The following is a 19,928-nucleotide window of genomic DNA, read 5'->3' as shown; positions in this document are numbered from 1 at the left end:
ATCAAGGGATTGTAATGTATAATCCCTTTTTTTAGGTTATTTTTTTTGGGACAAAACAATGTCAGGTGAAGAAAAACTCAGCGCTGAGGATGGATTAATCAACCTCTATAATTTAACACACGAAGCGTTCGGCAGTAAGTTCGTAGTGCCTCAAACAACTTGGAGTGAAAATTTCTATTCAAATACTTTGGGTTGGATGAAGCCTAGGAAGCCATTCACTTTAGACCCGACATTATTTTTAATCAAAGAAAGCTATTGGATTAAATCTATCGAGGTCTCTTATCGAGGTAATAGTAAGGACATTCGATTATGTACCGTAGATCACAACACAAAAGAAGAGCTGATACATTATCCAACCAAGAGAGAAATAGAACAAGGCAGTCAAGAGATAGTATTATTTGAACTATCAATAATGGCGGAAGAAGTAATATTGATGGGACCTGAAAATATCGATGTATCGATAACGGGTATAAGAATTTGGGGAAAAAGTCTAATTGAAGCGATAAAGGCTGTGACTGATGGTCAGGATTTACTAGCTGAATTAGATGGCAAGAGGAAAGAGTTTGTAAAATCTTATAAAGCTGAGTTTGAAAACTATAAACAAGAGTCCGAGTATCAAAAAAAGGAAGCTACTGATTTACTGTTAAAAATTAGCAAATTAAAGACTGAAGAAGAGGAGTTAGGCATTCGTTTAAGCTCATTAAACAAACAAGCAAGTGATACTCAAGACTTTCTTAAAAACAACAATGAACGCCTCAATAAAACAAATAAAGAAATTTCCCAAAATGAGGAAATCATTGGTAGCTTAAATACCAAAAAGAACTCCATAGAATTAGAACTAAAAGAGCTAGCTAAAACTGTCAAAAAAAATGAGGGGGATATAAATGAACAGAAAGCTCTAATCGAAAAATACAAAAGTAAAGCTCAACTTTACTCCGAAGACTTCACCACGTTAAAAAGCACAGTTTTTTTTCAGACAACGATATACTTACTACTGTTAGCGTTTGTTGCGTTTTTTGGTTGGCATGTTGTTGATGCCATTTATGAAGGTGCTATGACGTTAGCTTTGGAGACAGAAAAACAGTCTTTAGCTCTAAAAGAAATATGGCCACTACTTGTTTCTAGGCTCCCTGTTTTAGGGATTAACCTTTTCTTACTTGGAATGCTTTCGACGATTGCTCACATGCTGATGAAGCACGTAATTCAAAACAACGAAGATGTAAAAACAGTTCAGTCAGCAGCATACCTAGTCAAAGAAACGATAAACCGACAACGAGTCGGCTTAAATCTAAAAGATGATGAGATTTTTGAGCAACGAGTGAATTCAAAAATGAATTTAATACATAAATTACTAGACAAAAGCTCGCCAAACTCAAACTCTTCAAATGAAGTAGCTAATAGTTCATTCTCGGTCAAAATTGATGAAATCAAAAAGATGCTTGATCAAGTATCTCAGAATAAAGAAAAGAAAGAATCGAAATAGCCTGAATGAGATTAGATGTATTAAGCCGAGCTTTGATAGTTCGGCTTTTTTGTATCAGTGCACAAGGTTAGTAGTGAGTGGGAATTTACCCCCGTAATACAACACGGGGATTTACAAACGAACACCACTAGAAAAATAGATAAATTTTTGTAGGGGAAAAACCCATGAAAAGGATGTGAATGAGTAAAAGGTCGACCAATAATGGGGCACTTATGAGTGTTACGAAGTGAATTTTAGAGTGACTTACTGAAAAGCCAACTATTCGAAATGTTTTGAACTTTAATGTCTACCGACAGTTGTTAGTCACTGGCATAAAATATTGATCGATCGGGATGGCAGTTAAGGGAGCAACTGTACTATTGAAAGTATTCAGCAAAGCATTACACCTCTTGCAATTCTTAGATAGATAAGCGATTGACTCCCATTGCCTGTGTGCAATACTACATGCATTAAACATTTGCAAAAAGTTTCACGGAATGAGCAAAAAGATTGCGGGAGTTAGCATCCCACCAGCAAAACCCACTGATTTCATTAAAGTAGTAGAGCTAATCGACAAGTTAGACCCAAGCAAGTACGGGTTTGATAGTAGCGGTAACTACTTGCATTGGGATGCGTTCCAGTACCGTTCAAAAGAGTTTAAAGGCGACCAAAAGGGCTATGCTTGGCATGCCCTAAAAATTAGACGTGGCCTTAACGACATTTCGCTTGTTGATGAAAAGGGCAATCCGTTCCAGGTTAGTGCAGCCAGCCTTGACGCTAAGCTATTCCACATCGATAAACAGCTCAAACTAGAAGATTTGCCGCTATCTGCTCAAGACAAAAAGGCGCACCTAGTGAAAAGCGTGATCATGGAAGAAGCTATTAGCAGCGCCCAATTGGAGGGAGCTGCCACAACGCGCAAAGTCGCTAAGGAAATGCTTGAAACGGAGCGTGAGCCTAAAGATGACTCCGAACGGATGATTTTCAATAACTGGCGTTTGATCATGATGGCCGATGAACTTAAGGATGTAGAGCTCACACCAGAATTGATTAGCGGGTTTAATGGCATCGCCACCGATGGCGTGCTAGAGAATGAGCACGTTGCTGGCCAATACAGAACGGATGCGGTCATGGTTAGAGACGTGGCCACTGGCGATATTATTCACGAAGCGCCAGAACATGAGCACGTTTTGAAGCTCATCGAGCAACTATGTGACTTCGCCAACACCGACCATACCACCAGCGCCAATTTTATGAATCCAATCGTTAAGGCTTGTATTCTGCACTTTATGATTGGCTACATTCACCCATTCATGGACGGAAACGGAAGAACGGCTAGGGCGCTTTTCTACTGGTTCATCCTTAAGCATGGTTATGAGAACTTTAAGTACGTCTCGGTCTCTGCACCTTTTAAGAGCGCGCCAACCAAGTACGTTAGAAGCTACGTTTACACCGAAACGGACGACAATGACTTAACGCACTTTGTGGACTACCAGCTAACGGTCATCATCAATGCGATTGAGCGCTTTAACGAGTACATCAAGTCTAAGATTGAAGATACGAGAGAGGTGCGCGAGCTGCTAGATGACTCCAAGCTTAAGGGCGTGTTGAAACTGCCGCACATTGTGATTCTGGCCAAGGGGTTAGAAACAGCCGGACGTGTCTTTTCAGTTAAGGAAATTCAGTCTGATTTTGACGTGTCTCATACCTCTGCGCGCAAGTATCTTGAGAAGCTGGTAGAGCTGAAATTTCTGTTCAAATCAAAGGATGGCAACGAGAACACCTACATTGCACCAGCCGACTTGAAAGAGAGACTGACCAAAGCTTAAGAGCATCAAAAAAGCCGCCTAATTGGCGGCCTTTTTGTGGGGAATAGAATAGGACTGGTTGGCGATTAGAAATCTACCCAGTTGTATTGCAGTGTGATAGCTGGCTTAACAAGTGCTGCTGAATCTTCTGTCGATAGGTCGATCACGTCTGAGCGCACTTTTACGTGCTCTAAGCGGAATCGATGTGACTTAGCACCCTTACCCTCAGTAGATTCAGGCGTAGACTCGATAACGACAGTGACCATTTTCTTTTCACGAACGATCTCACGTAGCATTTCTAGCACTGTACCTGTGATCGTTTCTACGCATGTCACCGCGATTTCGCCTTTGTTCTCAAGCGCACCATTTTGGATGTAGCCCAAGCCCATTTGGCCAAAATCTTCTACGTCTGCACGTCCCATTGCTGGAAACTGAGTAGAACGCACCAAAACGCTAAGATTAGGGTATTCTTCGATTTTCATCTCGAACTCTGTACCCATCATCTTTTCGCCAGCTTGGACGTTCTTAGTGAATTTCTGTTTTAAGAAATTCATATCGCCTTTTGCGTTAAATGCTCCGGCCATAATTACACCTATTCTATTGGAAGTGGTTTGGAATCTGTGACTGATTAATCATTTGCTTAGGAGCGGCGGTAATAGTTACCGTGTTGTAAGCGAAATTGCCGTCTCGCGTCTTAGGTGCGTTAATGTCATAGCTCACCTCGCTAATACGCATAGGTAGATTGAGCGCTTTGCCAATCTTGAATCTCGCATCACTTGGAACACGGCCACCAAGGTCATCGGAACTGACTGGAACAGTATTTTTTAGCTCGGGACTAATCATCTGAGCCAGGTATTTAATGGGATCATTAACCTCTGATTTGGCATTGGTGAACGCGACAAATTTAAGCGTTACGGTTATCTCTGGCGGCTCGTTCCCTTGCCAAACTTGCTGACTGTTCCATAGTGTTTTACTCGTCTTATCCGACACGGTTTGCGCGATTGAGGACGTTTTATCTAGGGCATTGATGTTACCCACGGAATCGCCCTCAAACGGCGCTTCCCATATCGCTCTAAAGGCAAGCTGACACTCATCAGTCATGTAACCAATGACCGTAACCTCTTGACCGCCTATGACTTGTGTAATGGCGCATTTATTGTGGATAGACACGCCATCATCATTAGGTACGCCGACAATTACAGCCATTGCTTACCCTTACTTGTCCATACCGCGAGAATCGCGCATGCGGTTAGACTTTTTTCGAGCTGCTTTAGCTGCTGAGCTGTGAGCTTTCGCGCGCGCTTTCTTAAGTGCTGCTTTTTGTGCTGCACTCATACGGCGTTTACGGCGATTAGTTTTGATGTAAGTCACCTTGCCATCACGGATCACTTTCTTAAGCGCTTCAAGCATCATGGATTCACGAACGGCGAATTCTGCAATCGCTTCGTCTGAGTCCACGTTGTCTAGGCCACGCTCTAGGGATTCAAAGATGCGATCTGCTGCTTCTGGATCTTCCAGAGCTTCTCGCATGTCGCCCTCTTTTGGCTGGCCAACTTGAGCAATGAACTCGCTAGCCGCTTCCTGTAGCGATTCGTATAGCGCTGCTTGGCCATCGGTTAGCTCGGTATCGTCATCGCCACCAGCCATGCCAAATAGCATTGCGTCTAAGTTGTCGATTGAGCTGTCGCCACCGTTAACCCACTGAACACAAGCCGCGGCTGCGTCTTGGCGAGCCATGATGGTTGATGCACGGTTGATTGACTCAAGAAGTTGGTCTTCTGTTACAGACTCAAAAAATGCAGTTTCAGTTTGTTCCTGCTCGGCCACTTGTGGCATCACAAATGGCCGAGCAAGAACAGAACCCTCAGAAAACATTGATTTCATTCTATTCTTGCTCTTTGTTGATTAACGGATTAGTACAGGTTCACCAAGGATTCGACGTGCGGAGCCAGTTGGACAGAACGACCAAGTGACTTTCCAGTAGTCGATTTCGACTTGCTTGATTTCCAGTGTCCAAGCGCTTTCGCCGTCTTGATCTGGATTACGAGGTGTCACTAGCGCACCAACGGCTTCATAGCCCTCTAGGATGCTGGCCATACCGTCAGTTAGACCCTCAAGCGTTGCACCGTCAGGTTGGTGTTTTAGGCGATTACCTAGTGCGTAGAAGTCGCGTGAGATAGCGTCAGCAATAGACACGACTTGCTCAAAACGTAGGTAGTTTTCAGCCGCAGATGACGTTAGGGAGTCATCAATGAACAGGTTGCCGCTTTCGTCTGTGCCTAGCTTGTTTAGACGCGCCTTGTACATTTCTTGGTAGTTAGGCTCGCCAGAACCTTGGATTGGTTTTAGGCCAGTACGCTGAATAACAGCACGTTCAACACCTGCTGGTGTGTAGTGCCAACCGCCGACCGGAGAGGTTTTAGCAACACCAAGCGCTTTAGCTGCAAAGCCGATACCCGAGCCGCCCCATACCGCCATGTTGCCGTAGAAACGACACTTAGCGAGGTAAGGGATATGCACGAATGAAGCGCGATGGTTGTTGAAGTTCAGACCTTTTTTGAACTCCAATGCCGCTTCGTGCGTTAGGCGAGGATCAATATCGAAGTAGCCAGAAATGCGTTTGTCTTTACAGATTTGCGCTAGGTCAGTGATTACCGCTGTTTCGTAGCAGCCCAAACCACAAACGTAGTTGTAGCTGTAAACGGTAGTGCGTAGTGCTTTCACTGCTTTCTGGTAATCTTCAGCCGTAATGTCGCTAATATTGCCGTTGGTTGCGCCAGTGAATTTGGTTTGAGCAATTGCAGTAACTTCGCGTTTCGCTACTTCTGCATCGATGCGACAAGTTAGGTACTGCGAACGTTCTTCAAGAATAGTCTCGATAAACGCAGCGCTACCCATTTGGTCTACTGCTGTAGGCTCTAGGGATACAACCCATTCTTCTAGCACTACAGAGCCACCGGCAGCCTGTTCTTCCTCTAGGGTAAGAGTGAACATGCCAGTGCCATAAGTCGCTTCGTCTGCTTTCGCAAGCGTGATAGAGCGGTTATCGGATTGAGCACCGTCTTTGATAGCGATCGCTAAAAATTCGCCATCTTCAAGTGACAGGTCAGCCGAGTAGTTGATCGCTTCATTTGTGATCGTTACTTCGTCTGCTGGTTTAGTTAGCTTGATAGCTGGATAGGTTGCCGTTTTTGGTACGACACGAACCACGTAGCCATTACCGCCGCGCAATGCTTCATCAAGAACGCGCATGCCGTCAGCCAGTTTGCCAAGGCTTGAGTGGTAAGGCTTGCCTAGTTTGTCTAGGAAGTTAGCCGCCGTTACCGGAATAACTTCGAACGGCTTACCCTTTTGAGACACAATCACACCGCCAAACACTAGCTGGTTAGAGCCAGTGCCTTGCTTAGTTGTCGAGTCAGCGTTAATTGGCGCAACCGCAACTTGTGAGACGTTATCCATTGAAAATTCAATCTTACTCATTCTCTGTCTCTTTCAGCGTTAGATTCTGTGCTGCAAGCTGGCTGACAATTTCTTGTAAACCCGCTTGAGCAATACCTTTCACCGCAATCACGTTTTCTTTCGTCATTTCGGTTAGTTGTTCAACTGTTGCTACACCGTGGTTAGTCAGTGCTTTTTCAACGCTCGCGCTTAGCTCAAGTTCTGATAGCGCTGTGCCTTTGTTGCTGGTGGCAGTGTCTGGTTGTTTTTGAACTTCTGGTAAAACCGTTGGCTCAAGACGAACCGAAACAAGGCCGTTTGGATAGGCCGCTTCCACTTCGTGTTTGAAGCGGTTCACGTTGAAAACTGAGAGAGGGAAATCTTTGGCCAGTGGTGGCATAACGCGACCCTGCACCGTGATTTCCTTTGGTGTGTGGTTGGTGATTAAAACGATCGTTTCTTTCATCGAATCCCCCAAGAGCGGCAGCCCGTAAGACTGCCGCTTACTTGCCTTATGCCGCTTCTGCTACAGGAGCTTCGTCGATAAGTCTCACACGGTAGAAGTAGTCTTCTCCGTCGAATGGATGGATCTCGCCGTAGGCCAATTCGTATAGCGTGTTAGACGCTACTAGACCTTTGCCGATTGGATGTGTGTACATGGTTGCTGCGATCGCATCACCCGCTACGTAACCCGCTTCTGAGTGAGAAGAACCGCGACCGTAACAAAGCATGTCGTTCGTACCGATAACTACCGGACATTCGAACACTTTCCACATACCGAACAATTTACCCGCGTAGTGGATAGCGTTTTTCTGTTGGTAGTTAGCCGGAGCAACGAAATATGGAGCACCAAGAGACTTAAGGATTGTTGACGCGCCAGTACCAGCAAAGATACCTGTCATGCCAGTTGTGCGAGTCGCTTGTAGGATCTTCGTAGAAACGTTTAGAAGAACTTCGTTTAGACGTTCACGATGTAGACGCCAATCTTCACCAGCTGCTACGTAGATATTGAATGTTTCTTCGCGCGTACAAGCAAAGTCCATATCTACTAGGTGGCGAGTCGCTTTTTCCGATGCCAATGTGTTGCGCATGTGGCTCATCTGTAGAGATTTCAGATCTTGGCCAAACTCGCGTTGCATTGTGAACATCGCTTGGATCGTCGCGTCTGCTGCGATTGCGTTTTGACGTGGGCGTAGCGTGCGAGAGTCCATGTCGTGATCGATAGTTGGGATCAGATCTGGACGTTTCTCAATGTCTACCTCGAATTCGATGTGTAGAACGGTTTCTTCTGGAAGTGCCGATGTTGGAGTGACGGTAACTTTGCCTTTTGCATGGTCTATCTGACAGTTAATAACCATACCATTGTGAGTGCCTGTCATTATTTGACTGCCGTTGCTGTCTAGGTCGCGAGCCACACGTTTATGGTTAATAAATAGGGAAACAGATGTCTTCGTGAATGGGATTTCAAACTTGGTGTGTTGTAGGTCAGTCTTAGAGTCAAAGACGTGAGTTGTCTTAGTGCCGTCTGGTTGCTGTTCAGCGACAAACTTGTAACGCTGACGCATAGACGAGTATTGGCCAACCGTTGCTTGGTCGATTTCAGTACCCGCTGCGAAGTCACCAAAGTTTGAGCCAGTGCGGCGGTACACTTTGAAGATCTCAACTTCGTTGGCTCCCGCTGGGATCATCGTTACAGCGTCAAGTGTTGCTGTCTCTAAAAGCACAGGCAGCACTAGGCCAACCATTTTCGCGCGGATTTCAACACCCTCTGACGTTGATAGAGACTGACCGATAGACTCAAGCATCATTGCGCCTGTTGAGCCATCACGCTTAGCGCCCTCTAATGTCATCATGTTACGCATAGTTGCGTGAGCTGATGCCATTAGTTCGTCGCTAGGTAGGTGGCCGTAAGTCTTTTCGTATTCACGTACCGCAGATTGCATACCTGATACGATGCCAACCGCTGTTTCTTGAGACACTGACTCGAACATAGGCTCATTCGCAATGGCTGACAAAATAGCCGCGCCACGAGAATTGTCGTCAGTTAGAAACATGCCTGTTTGTGAATCGAATTGGGATTCGATACACAGATTACGCATTGCTTGAGCGCCTAAATGAATCGCCTCAATGCGTTTGTTGAAGTTAGAACGTTTATCTGCCATGTAAATAAACCTTAGTTATTAATTGAGTATGTTCGGAATGGTTAAGCCGCAGAAAAGCGGTAAAAATTCGCTCAATTCCGGATAGTAATTAAGATTTATTGCGAAAAAAACAGGGGTAAAATTGCATTTAACTTATTGTTATATAATGTATTTGTTTCTTTTTGTGCGCTTTTGTGGGAATGGTAACGACAGGGGGGGTCTATGTCGTTGATCGTGTGTTTTTGTTGAGGAGAAAGGGGATAGGAAAGGGCAACTAAAAAAAATTTAAAAAATTTTTAGTTGTTATAGGGTTCCAGCCAAAAAGCCGAACACGTTGCTTAGCAGCTCTTGTGTGTCAGTCTCTAAGCTTGGAAGCTCAACACCATAGAAAACGGCCAAAAAGTCACGAACAATGAGTTGATAAACGACCACCAGCGCAATGCTCCACATCATAGCGGCGCGTCCAGTACGTACCAATGTGTTAGAGCTGGCCGCTTCAAGCTCTGCCAGTTTGTAGGCAAACTCTTTGCGTTCTTCGTCACTGGTAAACACACGATCACCAAACTCGGTCAGTTCGTGGATAATGCCACCTACTTTCTCGCTGGTGGCGCTCTTAAATAGGCGGCTTGTAAACACTTTTGCTAGTCCCATCATTAATTGCTCTCTTTAATGTGTTCTGCGAACGCTTCTGCCAGTGCTACGGCTAGCTTTTCGCGCAGTTCTAATCCCTTTTGCAACGACTCATCGTTAGACAAAAAGAACGGCTCCAAAATCACGGCTGGCATTTTGGTTTTCATCAAGAAACGCCAACCGCGAGTATCAGTACCAGTGTTCGAGATAGCCTTAAGACCACGATTACGCTGTCCGATAAGTTCAGCCACCGCTTTTTGTAGGCGCAGAGCGAGTGCTTGGCTCTTGGCTGACTTATGCCAATGCAATGTCTCTGAGCCTTGAACGTCCTTATTTGCCACGCTGTTACAATGTAACTCGATGGCATAGTCAGCGCTTGAATCGTTCACATCACCGATCATCCGTGAGTAGGTGTCTCGATACATGATCACTGGAAGCATGTCTCGCTTATGTAGCTCGGCAGCCAATAAGCTGGCTAGGGGATGATTGTAGCTATATTCATTCATTCCGAATGTTTCATTGTAAGCGCCACCATCTTTAAAGCTGTGGCCAACAACAATGCAGACTTTTTTCATTTTATAAATTCCCAAACTTAGTTTAACTAATATACACTTAGGTATTGACTATGTTCGGAATAGGAAATGTATTTTATTTACCAGATCGGCATCCCAATCGGCTGGTGTCAACTAATGTTGAAACTTCATTTTTAGCCTTTGTAATAGCTTCTTGCGCCGCGAACACTTACCTCGCGGCTTTTTTTTGCCTGTAAATCAGAAAAAACCAGCGCGAACGCTGGCTTTGCTTGGATTATGGTCGGTTTTGAACGGGCTCTATCTTGTTTGATTTGAAGTAATCAAGAACAGGATTAACTCGATAGGGTTCTACGTGGAAGCTGGCCATCACCTGATCTTTACGCATCAAGTAAAACTGATTTCCGCTGTATCGCACCGCATCAAATATCACGTTCATTCGGCACCCATCGTACATGTATTCCCCCTCGAAACTGAGGCTTTTGCGTATCACAAAGGATAGTCGCGCCTTGGTGGCTTTAAGCTCGTTTCGAGCTCTAAATAGGTTAATCGCTAGTACGATGATGAGCGACAATAATCCGCATAGTTGACATGCGTTCAAATAAACTGAATAACTCATTTTGTCTTTTTTCTAGTGCGAATAGGAAAGTCATTAGCAACAAAAAACATTCTACAGTCTAAATACCTCCGCTGTCGCATCTTTGATACTCGTTTTTTTCGTCTGGTTGCTACAAATGGTAAACGAAATCGCTTTAGTGAAGTAGTCCAGCGCTAAGGTGCGTTCCTCTTTCGACGCAATGATCATTGCCTCAATCACCTTGCTTGAGCTGGCCACGCCACCAGCAAGGGGAGCTATTACCTCATTTAGCGCATCGGCCTTGTTAGCCAGTTCTGGCGGTAAGACTGGCGGCGGCAAGGTTGCACCACTATCTGAGTCACTATCGCCTGTTGGTGGCGCTGGTGGCGTTAACGCGCCATTGATTTGCGCCATTAAGGACACGGCCTCATCAACATGGCCAGAAAGACCGTTGATCACTGCCTCAAGCGCTTTCAGTTCTTCCTTGCTGGTAATTGGCAAGATACTCGGAGCGGGTACATTGTCCTCTGTGCCATCTACCTTGTGTGTGACGTTCACACCAATAGACACTTGTTCGAGATCGGTTGGGGCGGTGATCAACACTAGGTGCTCATTCCATTGCGTTAACGTGGCCACCGTTGCGCTCACTGAGCCATTCAAACCCTTAAGCGTTGCCACTAACTGCGATGCGCCTTGGTAGTCCTCAATATCCTCGCTCACGCAGCCAGATAGCTTCTCTGACAAGATTTCACACTTCACCTTAAGGGATTTGCCTCGAGTAAGGTTCTCCGCTTCCTTAAGGCCGCCTAAGTCTAAAAACTGGCGAAACTGCTCGATTTGCTCTTGTGTGTCTAACATCAAATTGCCTCAATCAATCGTCATTAAGTCGTTACCGTTCACCAGCGTAGCGCCACACCCAAGGGCATCGCCTACTACTGCGACCGGAACGCGATTAACAGTAAGTTTTGAACTACCAGTAATAACGCCAACGTGCGGCGGGTTATCTGGTTTTACGTGCATGACGGATATATCACCCGTACCTAAAACGTTGACTCCATTCACGGTCAGTAGTGGTTGGCCAGAAACAAAAACACCTGGACTAAAGCCACCATGACCACTATCCACACTCCCTACAATTCCTACGGCTGGCATAGTGCATTACCCTAATGTAAATGGAGCTGCGGCAGCCTTAACAGCGAACTGGCCACCAGCATCGATATTGACGTTACCACTCGCTTTAATGGTCACTTCATTGCCCTCTAGGTTGGCTTTACCGGAGGCTTTTACGGTTGCATTACCACCCGCTTCGATGTTCGCATCGCCTTTCACTTTGATAGTTAGTGCGCCTCCGATTTGCTCCAATGTGTTCCCTGTTGAGCTGCGAAACGCATTGCCCTCGACGTGGATAACACATTGGCCATCTGGTGTGATTTCAATGGCCGTGCCGCTTTGGGTATGCGTTACTGAGTAGCCGCCTTGATGCGTGATGAGCTCGCGCAAACCAAATCGCACAAAGAGCGCATCTTTGCGGTCATAGGCTGGTGGCTCGGGTTCACCCTCGGCTCGTTTAGGCTGATAGGCTTCTCCGTTCACCTCGCTTGGTAGGTACGACTCATAGTTAGGCGCGTAGTAAAGCGATCCGGTAATACGGGGATAACGGGTATCACCATTACGAGGAAAATCCACCCAAACCAGATCCCCTTTTTCCACTGGCACTGCATGGCCACCACTCGGTTTTGCACCTAATGGCAGTAGAAACTCGGCAAAAGGTAAATCCTTATCGGGGATTGCATCCCAATAACCAAGCAAGCGAACGGATACCATGTACAAGCCTTTCGGATGGACAGGATTGACCACCTCGGCCTGATAGCTACCAAACAAGCGGTTAGTGACGTTGGTGCGTGTTCTGTTCTCTGACGAATCGCTCATATGTTGCGTACTCCCAACTCGATACGACACTGATACCGGTTCCCACGTTGGCAATGGGCGACACGGTTCATGATTTGTTTCTCTGGCATGGACTCATCCAGCTCGGTAGCGGGTAGCCGTTTATGGAATAGCACTGAGCACACCGAAAGAGGCGTAAAGGCAGTATTTCCGGTAAGTTCCACATCCAAAATAGGGATGATGGCCATGTGTTGATTATTCAGCGCCTTGGCTTGTGGAACGCTAACCATAACCATAGCGCCCGAACGTTTACCGCCTTGGAAGCCCTCGACGGTATCCCAAGAGGCATAGTTACGGTTAAGAACGCGCTCAAACAGGGCTTCCTCTCCGATAATGGAGTAGTTTGCAATGCTGTGCTCTGCTTCCTCTGGATTCGACTGTTCCAGCTTGAATTGCTCGCTCATATCCATGTTCTTGAGCGACTTAAAGTGTATAACACCACGGCAGATAAACGCCACTGAGCCGTAATCTCTGGCCATTGTTCGAATTAAGCGAGACTTAGTACCACCAGCATTTAAATGGTACGTAGCGCCACGCTCAAAGCTGTCACATTCGATTTTTAGCTCGGGTAACAGCTCGGCCAGAATGTCTTTAGGCTGCATTTCAACAAAGAATCGAGGCGTTGTGACTGGCTCTTTAAGTAGGTGCGCATCCTTTTGGAATGCTTGAACGGTAAGCATACCGTCAGCGCTGGTGGACTTGGCCACAATGAATTTTTCAATCCAAACCTGATCGCCTCGCTCGTTCACATCGGCCATCGTGACCTCGATCTCTGAACCGCGCTTAATCCCGTAGTCATCCCGATAAACGGCAGCGTGATCCATGATTTCCATAACCAGCTTGTTGCCGTCCATCGAAGCACACTCAATGTAGGTAAACGAATGAATGTGCTCGATAGGGATGTCATTTTCGTTGGTGACAACTTTTTGGGCGAGAAAGTATTCTTTATTACTCAATGACTCGGCCTCCCATACCAATCGCGCCCTGACGGACAGTGATCGACTCGGCCTCATAAACCTCTGCAATCACTTCAAAAGAGATTGAGGAAGCAAACAGGCGAGTATTTTCATGGTCTACTTCGGCGGGTTCGGTCATCGCATCTTTACGGCCACGTATCTCGATGCTGATTTCCATTTCAGTATCAGCGAGCATGGTTTTCGCTCTGAATACGTGCTTACGCTTGCCCTTGGTATGACGTAGCCAAACCATTAAACCTAGCGCTAGGCGGCTAAGGGTAGACTGGTTCCAAGCTAGGGCATTAATGCGGTAGGTAAGCGCGACAAAGGACTTATTAACCACGGCATAAGGTTGATCTTGCTCATTGGTTAGTTCGCCATAGTCAGCAATATCGACGTACTCCGCGCCATCAACAAACCCAATCACCGGATCGCGCGTGATATAGCAAACAGGCAAAAGCTCATTACGGTTTGCTTTCACCTTGTCACCTAGTTTGGCTGTCAACTTAGATAGGAATGACACTGGATCGGTAAAGTTGCCGTAATAAATCTTTCTCGACTTATCACGGCCAACAAAGCGAGAAAACTCACTGTTCTCTCGACGCTTAGTGTCAGCCACAACTAAGGAATCAAGCACGTTCTGGAAAAAAGCAGCCACCGCACGATCGATGTCGGTTAGCTCGGTGTGTTCCACCTTGCCATCGAATGTCACTACATCGCATGGGATTTCAAAGAACGTCTCATCCAGTTGCATGCTTAGTCCTCCAAATCGTCCAGCTCGTAATACTTACGGCCTTTTACGATAGTGATGCACTTATCACTTCGGTGTAAGGTCACATCGAACTTGTGGAAGTTGCTCGTTAGGATAGGGAGGTAAGCCGATACTGGCTCATTGCGCTGGTAGCCGTCTCGCGTTTTGCGGCCTTTACCGGATCGGTTGCCCTCATAGATTTGAATGACCGCGCAATCAAAATCAATCTTGGCCATGTCTGCGACCGCTGCATCGAGGTCTTTGCGCATGTTAAGTACGTTCGCGCACAACATGACGCAAAAACGGCGTTTTGAGCTGTCAATTTCGGCAATATTGCTCACTACGCCTTTGGCTTTTGAACTCGGGTCAAAGTGAGTGACCGTCATGATCTGGTTGTGGTAGTTAGTAAGGTATTCTTCTGTTAGGTCGGGAAATTTACCGCAACCAAAGTTAAGAATGTTGTTCGCGTATGACCAGTTAGGCGCAAGTCTGCTAAGGCGCTTTGCACTGGCTGGCACTTGCTTTCGGCTAGTCTGTAATGTCATGACCACTCCATGATTGGAGCAGCGCTTTAAGGATGGGTTGGAGTAGGCCTAATATTAACGTTAAAGCTCGATTACGTCACTGTCTTGTAACGTTTCTTTGGATTCTAGCTCTGTCGAACTTTATAGTAATGTTTATCTGTACAATTCAAGGTAATTAGGGGGCACAATTTGGCTAACTCATTACTGCCCCATTGTTTGTTATCACTGAAGCTAATTAACTTCTTTTGGATGAAAGCTTCTCTTACCTATAGTTATCCGAGGGTGTGTCGATGTAAGCATTTTAAAATTATGCTTCATTTTGCAATCTAATACCCATTACATCTCATTAACCTATTGATTATCAATTGAACTGTAATTGGAAAGTCAGCATGATAGGAGTATGAAAGGCGGCTAAAAGCCTTATAAAAAGCGTTAGGCGACGGGCAGGAAAGCTATTTGTTCTCATCTTCTTAGTTCTCTTTGAGCATTCGTTTTTCTATGCCGGCAATTCAACATTGTCGGCTCAAATTCTCGAACCTCTCTGGCCGTAAAACATGTCGAGGCTCGCGGGTTGCCTCATTGGTTTTTACAATCGGTTGGTTGTGAATTTCACTGGCTCAAAGTGTGGAAAGGGCAAGTTAATCGAGGTTTTCGTTCTCGCTTTAAGTTCGTATCTTTCCGTTTCGCCTCCTCAAAAGCAACTTGAGCGCTGAAAGTCTGTATTTCGTGGTTGTCGAAACTTCGGCTGAAATATAGTGGCTTTTATGGTTCTTGAATCACAAAAAGTCAGTGGGTGTTTGGTTGCTTATTCGGTTTCGGGTAATCTGTTTTCAAACAACCTAAAACCCTGGTGGGAAACTTCGCCTAACAAGGCGTTTAAGGCGGATTCACAACGCTTGGCGATTTCAGTTCAAGTTGAATTTAGTGTTTAAGGTACAATGGTTTAAGTTTGTTGGTTGGCGTTGTTCACCACTTAACGCGGCGTTAGTACGGGATGGGCATCGAAGGTTAAAAATTCAGCGTTTATTGGTTTCGTTTCCTAGCTTTGCACTTGACCGGGCGCGCCTTTCATGTTCTTTCCGGTGGCACTATATGCGGAGTTTCCGCTTTGGCTTCACCGTTTACGGTTTCTAACTTTTTGGCTATTTCTCTGGCGCGGCTTCTTTTGTGTGTTTAGTTTTTTAATCTTAAATTCAGTACGTTGGTGTGGTTGTCAAAGTTTGGTGACCGAATCCTTTGCTAATTTGAAAATCGCCGAAATAGGGCAGTTTGGTGTGTTTTTCTTATCGCCAACTTGTGTTTTGAGGTTGAGTTCTAGTTTTGCAGTTGTCTGTTTTACTTTAGCGTTTTTGCCTATAGTTTCGTGCTATATTTCAATATCTTGGTGCAAATCAAAAGGTTTAGGAACAGCGTACTAACAAACAATTTAAGAGTGATTCGGCACGCGTGGCATTTTTACTATGCGTCGGTTTTAGTGTTTAAGGTGGTATGCGGTAGCATCGGTATTGCGTGCCTCACACCTTAATTGGGCGTTATACCCATAAGGAGAAAATATGAAATTTAGTGGATGTCCTCAAGATCTTGAAACTGTTGTTGCGGCACTAGGCCGGAATATTAAGTCATCTGAAGATAAGGGAAACATGCATCAGATAAAAACGGAAGAAGGTGAAGTTATCAACCTCTACCGAACGGGTACGATGCAAGTTCAAGGCAAAGCCCAAATAAAAGCAAAATTTGAAGAAGATTATAATTCTTACTCTGGTTCCACTCCTCCAGTACAGCAAGACACAGCTCCTGTTCATGCGTCTACGGAAACATTAGTTGCAAGCGTCTCTCAGTCGAAACAGGTTTTTGTTGTCCATGGCCATGATGAAATGGCTCGTGAGCAACTAGAGTTAGTTCTACATAAATTGGGAATAGATCATTTTATTCTTGCAAATAGTGGCGGTGGTGGCCTAACAATTATTGAATCTCTAGAAGCTAAAATTGGTCAAAACTCAACTGCTACTAGTTTCGGTATTGTCCTTATGACACCTGATGATATGGGGTATGCTTTAAGCAGCGGAGACGAATCTATTCAACCAAGGGCAAGGCAAAATGTCGTTTTGGAAATGGGTATGTTAATTTCTTCTATTGGCCGTCGCAATATAGCAATATTAGTTAAAGGTCACCTTGAACGTCCGTCAGATGCCGATGGCATTTTATACATACCATTTAATAATCATGTAAAAGAAACCGTTCCAAGGCTTGCGGCTAGGTTAAAAGAGTCTGGCTTTGTTTTAAATCCAGATAAAGTAGCCCATGCTTCGAGTTAGGCAGGGTATAACAAACTGTTTAAGAGTGATTCGCAACGCGTGGCATTTTCACTATGCGTTGCGTTTTGTGTTTAACGTGGTATGCGGGAGCTTCGGTATTGCGTTGCTCACACCTTAACAGGGCGTTATGCAACTCAGGTAAATTTAGGGGTTCAATCTTTTGGGATTTCTCCGGCTATTTGTTTTGTGTTGTCGGCAAATGAGCATTTTTACCCTAAAATTCGTGGTTAACTTAAACCGTAAAACAGACAAGATTCTTGGTTTGCCTCAATCATTTTTAGCGTTGGCTTGCTGCCAATTCAGCGGGCGCAAAGTGTGGAAAGGACAAGGTTATCGAGCATTTTGTACTTGCTGAAGGTTTCGCTCGTTAAGTTTTCCTGATTCAAAAGCTTGGTTTGTTGCTGAAAGGTGGACTTTGTTTTGGTGGCTTATTTATCACGGTTCAGGCTTTGGCTGATTCTTGGTTCACTTAACCAATATTTTGATTGTTTTCTTAATTAAATTTGGTGTAACTTCTTGTTTATCTTATTGAATTTGCATAACAAAGCATTTAAGACGGATTCGCAACGCTTGGCGGTTTTAGTGTAAATTCAGTTTTTGTATTTTAAGTGGTTTGTCGAAGCACCGGTGTTTAGCGTCGCTCACCACTTAATGCGGCGTTATTTCCGCAACGGATCTCTCAGGCTGAATGTACGTGATTGTAGCCTAAGAGTGAAAGTGGCGGGGTAATAGGGTGGAAAAGCGGCGAAAAGGGCGAATATTGGTCATTTCCATGCTAGCGCTTAAAGCGCTTTAAGCGCACCTTAATATGGCGCAGCAATTAAAGAGTGACGCTAAAGCGATTTAAGGTAGTGAGCTGCCAAATACTTCGGCTTCGATTTTTGCCTGCATACCGAAAATTTCTCGTCATATCAAAAGATTAGGCGTAAACATAGCCGACTTTAGTTGCGGAATAACAAGACGTTCAAGGCGATTCGAAACGCATTGGGGTTTTAGTGCCCAAATAGGCACGGATTTATCAGAGTTTATTTTAGGTTAGGGTGCATGTGCGTCTCTCACACCTTAACTGCGCGTTATGTAAATCTCAATAATTTGGAGTAATTTGAACTTGGAAAGTCTGTTAGAGCCAACTCTACCTGTAAATATACAGTCGTTTTACGCAATGTTAGTTTCTGTAGCAGGAGTTTTGCTTGGTATTGGTTTTGCAGCAATGCTATTCATTTTGCAAAGTGGGTTTACCTCCTTCAAGTATTCGAGACGAATGTATGTCTTGCTTTATTTGTATTTTGGTAAGCAAGTTTTGCTGTCGTTGGCGTATCTTACTTTACTTCCTTTTTTGGTTCTGTATTTACCTGACAGCAATCAGGTGACAGCATTTGTTCAGTTCGTCTTTTGCGTTTTCTTTCTGGTTAATACACTCGATTATGCGCGAGAAGATGGGTATATAATCACTCTCAACTCGCACAAGTTTGTACCTCGACAGTACGGTCCAATTCGTCGCTACTTTCGATATATAAGTAATCGAGGTGCATTACGAAATGCAGTGCATTTGGTGCCACCTTTCTTTGTTGCCTTGTATCCTTACATACTTTCGTCAAAAAATGGGCTGACCCTAGAACTCAGTGAAGTAGCAATGTTTTATTCCTGTTTACTTGTGCTTTGCTATACCCTGTTTAAGCTTACAATGTTTATTCCCGAGTTTTTCTCATTCACGGACACTGAGCTTAAATTAACGCATAAACTGGACAGTGATGAGCCGAAAGAGGATGACAGAAGCTATGAAACAGAGCGTTCGCACCTCAAAGAATATCTTGTAAATCATGGGTACTATGAGTTGAATCCAATGACACCATCGAGTTTTCTCGATGGTGAACTTAAAATATATTTATTCCCTTCCAAAGGAAACCTAGCGCATTTCAATATCTATGTTGAAATTAATAATACAACGCCAGAACAGCTCAAAGAAGAGGTTGCGAAGTATGGGTATAGTTTTGCTAAAGTTCTAATGAATTCAAAGTCTGACATCACTCAATTCGTTCTGTCATTTCACGTTACTATCTCTGGAGATAAACAGAGAAATCTGTTTTTTCGGTTCGATGCCAGCGATATTCATACACTTACCGAACAGCCAGAAAATGGTCATATGGCTATGTTTAATCTGAAAAATGTTTGTATTGATGAACTCTTTAGGTAATTTACATAACAAAGCATTTAAGAGTGATTCTCAACGCTTGGCATTTTTCATTCCATCGATGAGTTCAGTGTTTACGGTGGTATGGTTCAGTATCGTGGTAGCGTTGCTCACACCTTAATGCGGCGTTATGGCTCACAAGATTCGCAATCTCAGAAATGAAGGTTGTTCACATCAAATTTACGGTATCATGCACAATTGACTAAACTGTAGTTACTCATGCTTATACCAACTAATACACCTTCTTCCTCAAATGTATCTTGCTCAAACTGCCAAGCTTGCTGCTGCCGCCTTGAAGTTATGATTATCTCGGATACTGGAGTGCCAGAAGAGTTCATCGCTCGAATGATGCGATTAAATGATGGTTGGTGTGCCGCTTTAGACAGAGACACTCTAATGTGCACAATTTATGAAAACCGTCCTTGGATATGCCGCGAGTTTGAAATGGGTTCTAATGAGTGCTTAGACGAACGTGTCAAGTTCATATAGAACAACAGATTAACGTTTCTGTTCGTTCGTGAGTTGTAAGCCATAACAAGAGACTATGGCGTCAATAGTTAATTTTTGAGGCTATCTGTATCCCACATAACACCATCTCTTAGCATTGAATTTAAGATAACAACCATCTTTCTCATGCAGGCAACAATGGCAACTTTTT

At 44.6% G+C, this 19,928-nt stretch carries 20 protein-coding genes and 2 pseudogenes; 6 read left to right on the top strand and 16 right to left on the bottom strand.

Annotated elements, in window-relative coordinates; translation table 11 throughout:
* Window positions 1-58 precede the first annotated feature (58 nt).
* Both FKN16_RS19240 and FKN16_RS19235 read left to right on the top strand, forming a co-directional pair.
* Window positions 59-1,483: a hypothetical protein gene (locus FKN16_RS19240; protein WP_074190155.1), complete on the top strand. Its 1,425-nt coding sequence runs from the start codon at window positions 59-61 to the stop codon at window positions 1,481-1,483.
* Window positions 1,484-1,959: 476 nt separating this feature from the next.
* A complete protein-coding gene (locus FKN16_RS19235) occupies window positions 1,960-3,291 on the top strand; it encodes a Fic family protein (RefSeq protein ID WP_074190156.1) in 1,332 nt (443 codons plus the stop codon).
* Between the two features lie 65 nt (window positions 3,292-3,356).
* Here the strand turns inward: FKN16_RS19235 and FKN16_RS19230 are convergent, their stop codons facing one another.
* From FKN16_RS19230 to FKN16_RS19160, 15 genes are all read right to left on the bottom strand, one after another.
* Entirely contained in the window at window positions 3,357-3,854 is a 498-nt protein-coding gene (locus tag FKN16_RS19230) for a hypothetical protein (RefSeq protein ID WP_074190157.1), read from the bottom strand.
* 13 nt (window positions 3,855-3,867) lie between these two features.
* Window positions 3,868-4,476 carry a hypothetical protein gene (locus tag FKN16_RS19225; protein ID WP_074190158.1) on the bottom strand — a complete coding sequence of 203 codons (609 nt, stop codon included), beginning with the start codon at window positions 4,474-4,476 and terminating at the stop codon, window positions 3,868-3,870.
* Window positions 4,477-4,485: 9 nt separating this feature from the next.
* Window positions 4,486-5,154 (bottom strand): hypothetical protein, encoded by a 669-nt coding sequence (locus FKN16_RS19220; RefSeq protein ID WP_074190159.1) that lies wholly within the window; start codon window positions 5,152-5,154, stop codon window positions 4,486-4,488.
* Between the two features lie 21 nt (window positions 5,155-5,175).
* Entirely contained in the window at window positions 5,176-6,750 is a 1,575-nt protein-coding gene (locus tag FKN16_RS19215) for a hypothetical protein (RefSeq protein ID WP_074190160.1), read from the bottom strand.
* Window positions 6,743-7,174 (bottom strand): DNA-directed RNA polymerase subunit alpha C-terminal domain-containing protein, encoded by a 432-nt coding sequence (locus FKN16_RS19210; protein ID WP_074190161.1) that lies wholly within the window; start codon window positions 7,172-7,174, stop codon window positions 6,743-6,745. Before FKN16_RS19210 ends, FKN16_RS19215 begins: the two co-directional genes overlap by 8 nt.
* A 46-nt stretch (window positions 7,175-7,220) precedes the next feature.
* On the bottom strand, window positions 7,221-8,870 hold the full coding sequence (locus FKN16_RS19205; RefSeq protein WP_074190162.1) for a hypothetical protein: 1,650 nt from the start codon (window positions 8,868-8,870) through the stop codon (window positions 7,221-7,223).
* Between the two features lie 282 nt (window positions 8,871-9,152).
* Window positions 9,153-9,503: a hypothetical protein gene (locus FKN16_RS19200; protein WP_054866388.1), complete on the bottom strand. Its 351-nt coding sequence runs from the start codon at window positions 9,501-9,503 to the stop codon at window positions 9,153-9,155.
* Window positions 9,503-10,054: an N-acetylmuramoyl-L-alanine amidase gene (locus FKN16_RS19195; RefSeq protein WP_074190163.1), complete on the bottom strand. Its 552-nt coding sequence runs from the start codon at window positions 10,052-10,054 to the stop codon at window positions 9,503-9,505. The genes FKN16_RS19200 and FKN16_RS19195 overlap by 1 nt, the downstream gene beginning before the upstream one ends.
* A gap of 232 nt (window positions 10,055-10,286) precedes the next feature.
* Window positions 10,287-10,466 (bottom strand): hypothetical protein, encoded by a 180-nt coding sequence (locus tag FKN16_RS19190; protein ID WP_146192901.1) that lies wholly within the window; start codon window positions 10,464-10,466, stop codon window positions 10,287-10,289.
* 213 nt (window positions 10,467-10,679) lie between these two features.
* Window positions 10,680-11,444, bottom strand: coding sequence for a hypothetical protein (locus tag FKN16_RS19185; RefSeq protein ID WP_074190165.1), 765 nt, complete (start codon window positions 11,442-11,444; stop codon window positions 10,680-10,682).
* A gap of 9 nt (window positions 11,445-11,453) precedes the next feature.
* Window positions 11,454-11,738 carry a PAAR domain-containing protein gene (locus tag FKN16_RS19180; protein ID WP_074190166.1) on the bottom strand — a complete coding sequence of 95 codons (285 nt, stop codon included), beginning with the start codon at window positions 11,736-11,738 and terminating at the stop codon, window positions 11,454-11,456.
* Window positions 11,739-11,744: 6 nt separating this feature from the next.
* Window positions 11,745-12,515, bottom strand: a complete 771-nt coding sequence (locus tag FKN16_RS19175) for a hypothetical protein (protein ID WP_033905460.1) — start codon at window positions 12,513-12,515, stop codon at window positions 11,745-11,747.
* Window positions 12,512-13,489 carry a hypothetical protein gene (locus tag FKN16_RS19170; RefSeq protein ID WP_074190167.1) on the bottom strand — a complete coding sequence of 326 codons (978 nt, stop codon included), beginning with the start codon at window positions 13,487-13,489 and terminating at the stop codon, window positions 12,512-12,514. Before FKN16_RS19170 ends, FKN16_RS19175 begins: the two co-directional genes overlap by 4 nt.
* Window positions 13,482-14,243 (bottom strand): hypothetical protein, encoded by a 762-nt coding sequence (locus FKN16_RS19165; RefSeq protein ID WP_074190168.1) that lies wholly within the window; start codon window positions 14,241-14,243, stop codon window positions 13,482-13,484. Before FKN16_RS19165 ends, FKN16_RS19170 begins: the two co-directional genes overlap by 8 nt.
* A 2-nt stretch (window positions 14,244-14,245) precedes the next feature.
* Window positions 14,246-14,785 carry a hypothetical protein gene (locus FKN16_RS19160; RefSeq protein WP_074190169.1) on the bottom strand — a complete coding sequence of 180 codons (540 nt, stop codon included), beginning with the start codon at window positions 14,783-14,785 and terminating at the stop codon, window positions 14,246-14,248.
* A gap of 1,395 nt (window positions 14,786-16,180) precedes the next feature.
* Here FKN16_RS19160 and FKN16_RS19155 point away from each other — a divergent pair.
* From FKN16_RS19155 to FKN16_RS19135, 4 genes and pseudogenes are all read left to right on the top strand, one after another.
* Window positions 16,181-16,289: pseudogene (locus tag FKN16_RS19155) on the top strand (DUF3265 domain-containing protein); the annotation flags it as partial.
* A 28-nt stretch (window positions 16,290-16,317) separates the two neighbouring features.
* Entirely contained in the window at window positions 16,318-17,079 is a 762-nt protein-coding gene (locus FKN16_RS19150; protein WP_053047197.1) for a nucleotide-binding protein, read from the top strand.
* A gap of 1,108 nt (window positions 17,080-18,187) precedes the next feature.
* Window positions 18,188-19,273, top strand: coding sequence for a hypothetical protein (locus tag FKN16_RS19140; protein ID WP_131815235.1), 1,086 nt, complete (start codon window positions 18,188-18,190; stop codon window positions 19,271-19,273).
* Window positions 19,274-19,489: 216 nt separating this feature from the next.
* Window positions 19,490-19,759, top strand: coding sequence for a YkgJ family cysteine cluster protein (locus FKN16_RS19135; protein ID WP_074190171.1), 270 nt, complete (start codon window positions 19,490-19,492; stop codon window positions 19,757-19,759).
* Window positions 19,760-19,827: 68 nt separating this feature from the next.
* On the opposite strand, the pseudogene FKN16_RS19130 reads toward FKN16_RS19135, so the two are convergent.
* Window positions 19,828-19,928: pseudogene (locus FKN16_RS19130) on the bottom strand (IS110 family transposase); the annotation flags it as partial.

The sequence above is a fragment of the Vibrio sp. 11-4(1) genome, assembly GCF_013048625.1.
GTDB classification, from domain to species: domain Bacteria; phylum Pseudomonadota; class Gammaproteobacteria; order Enterobacterales; family Vibrionaceae; genus Vibrio; species Vibrio diabolicus.
Note: the sequence above shows the minus strand (reverse complement) of the source record. Positions and strands in the feature narration are given on the sequence as shown.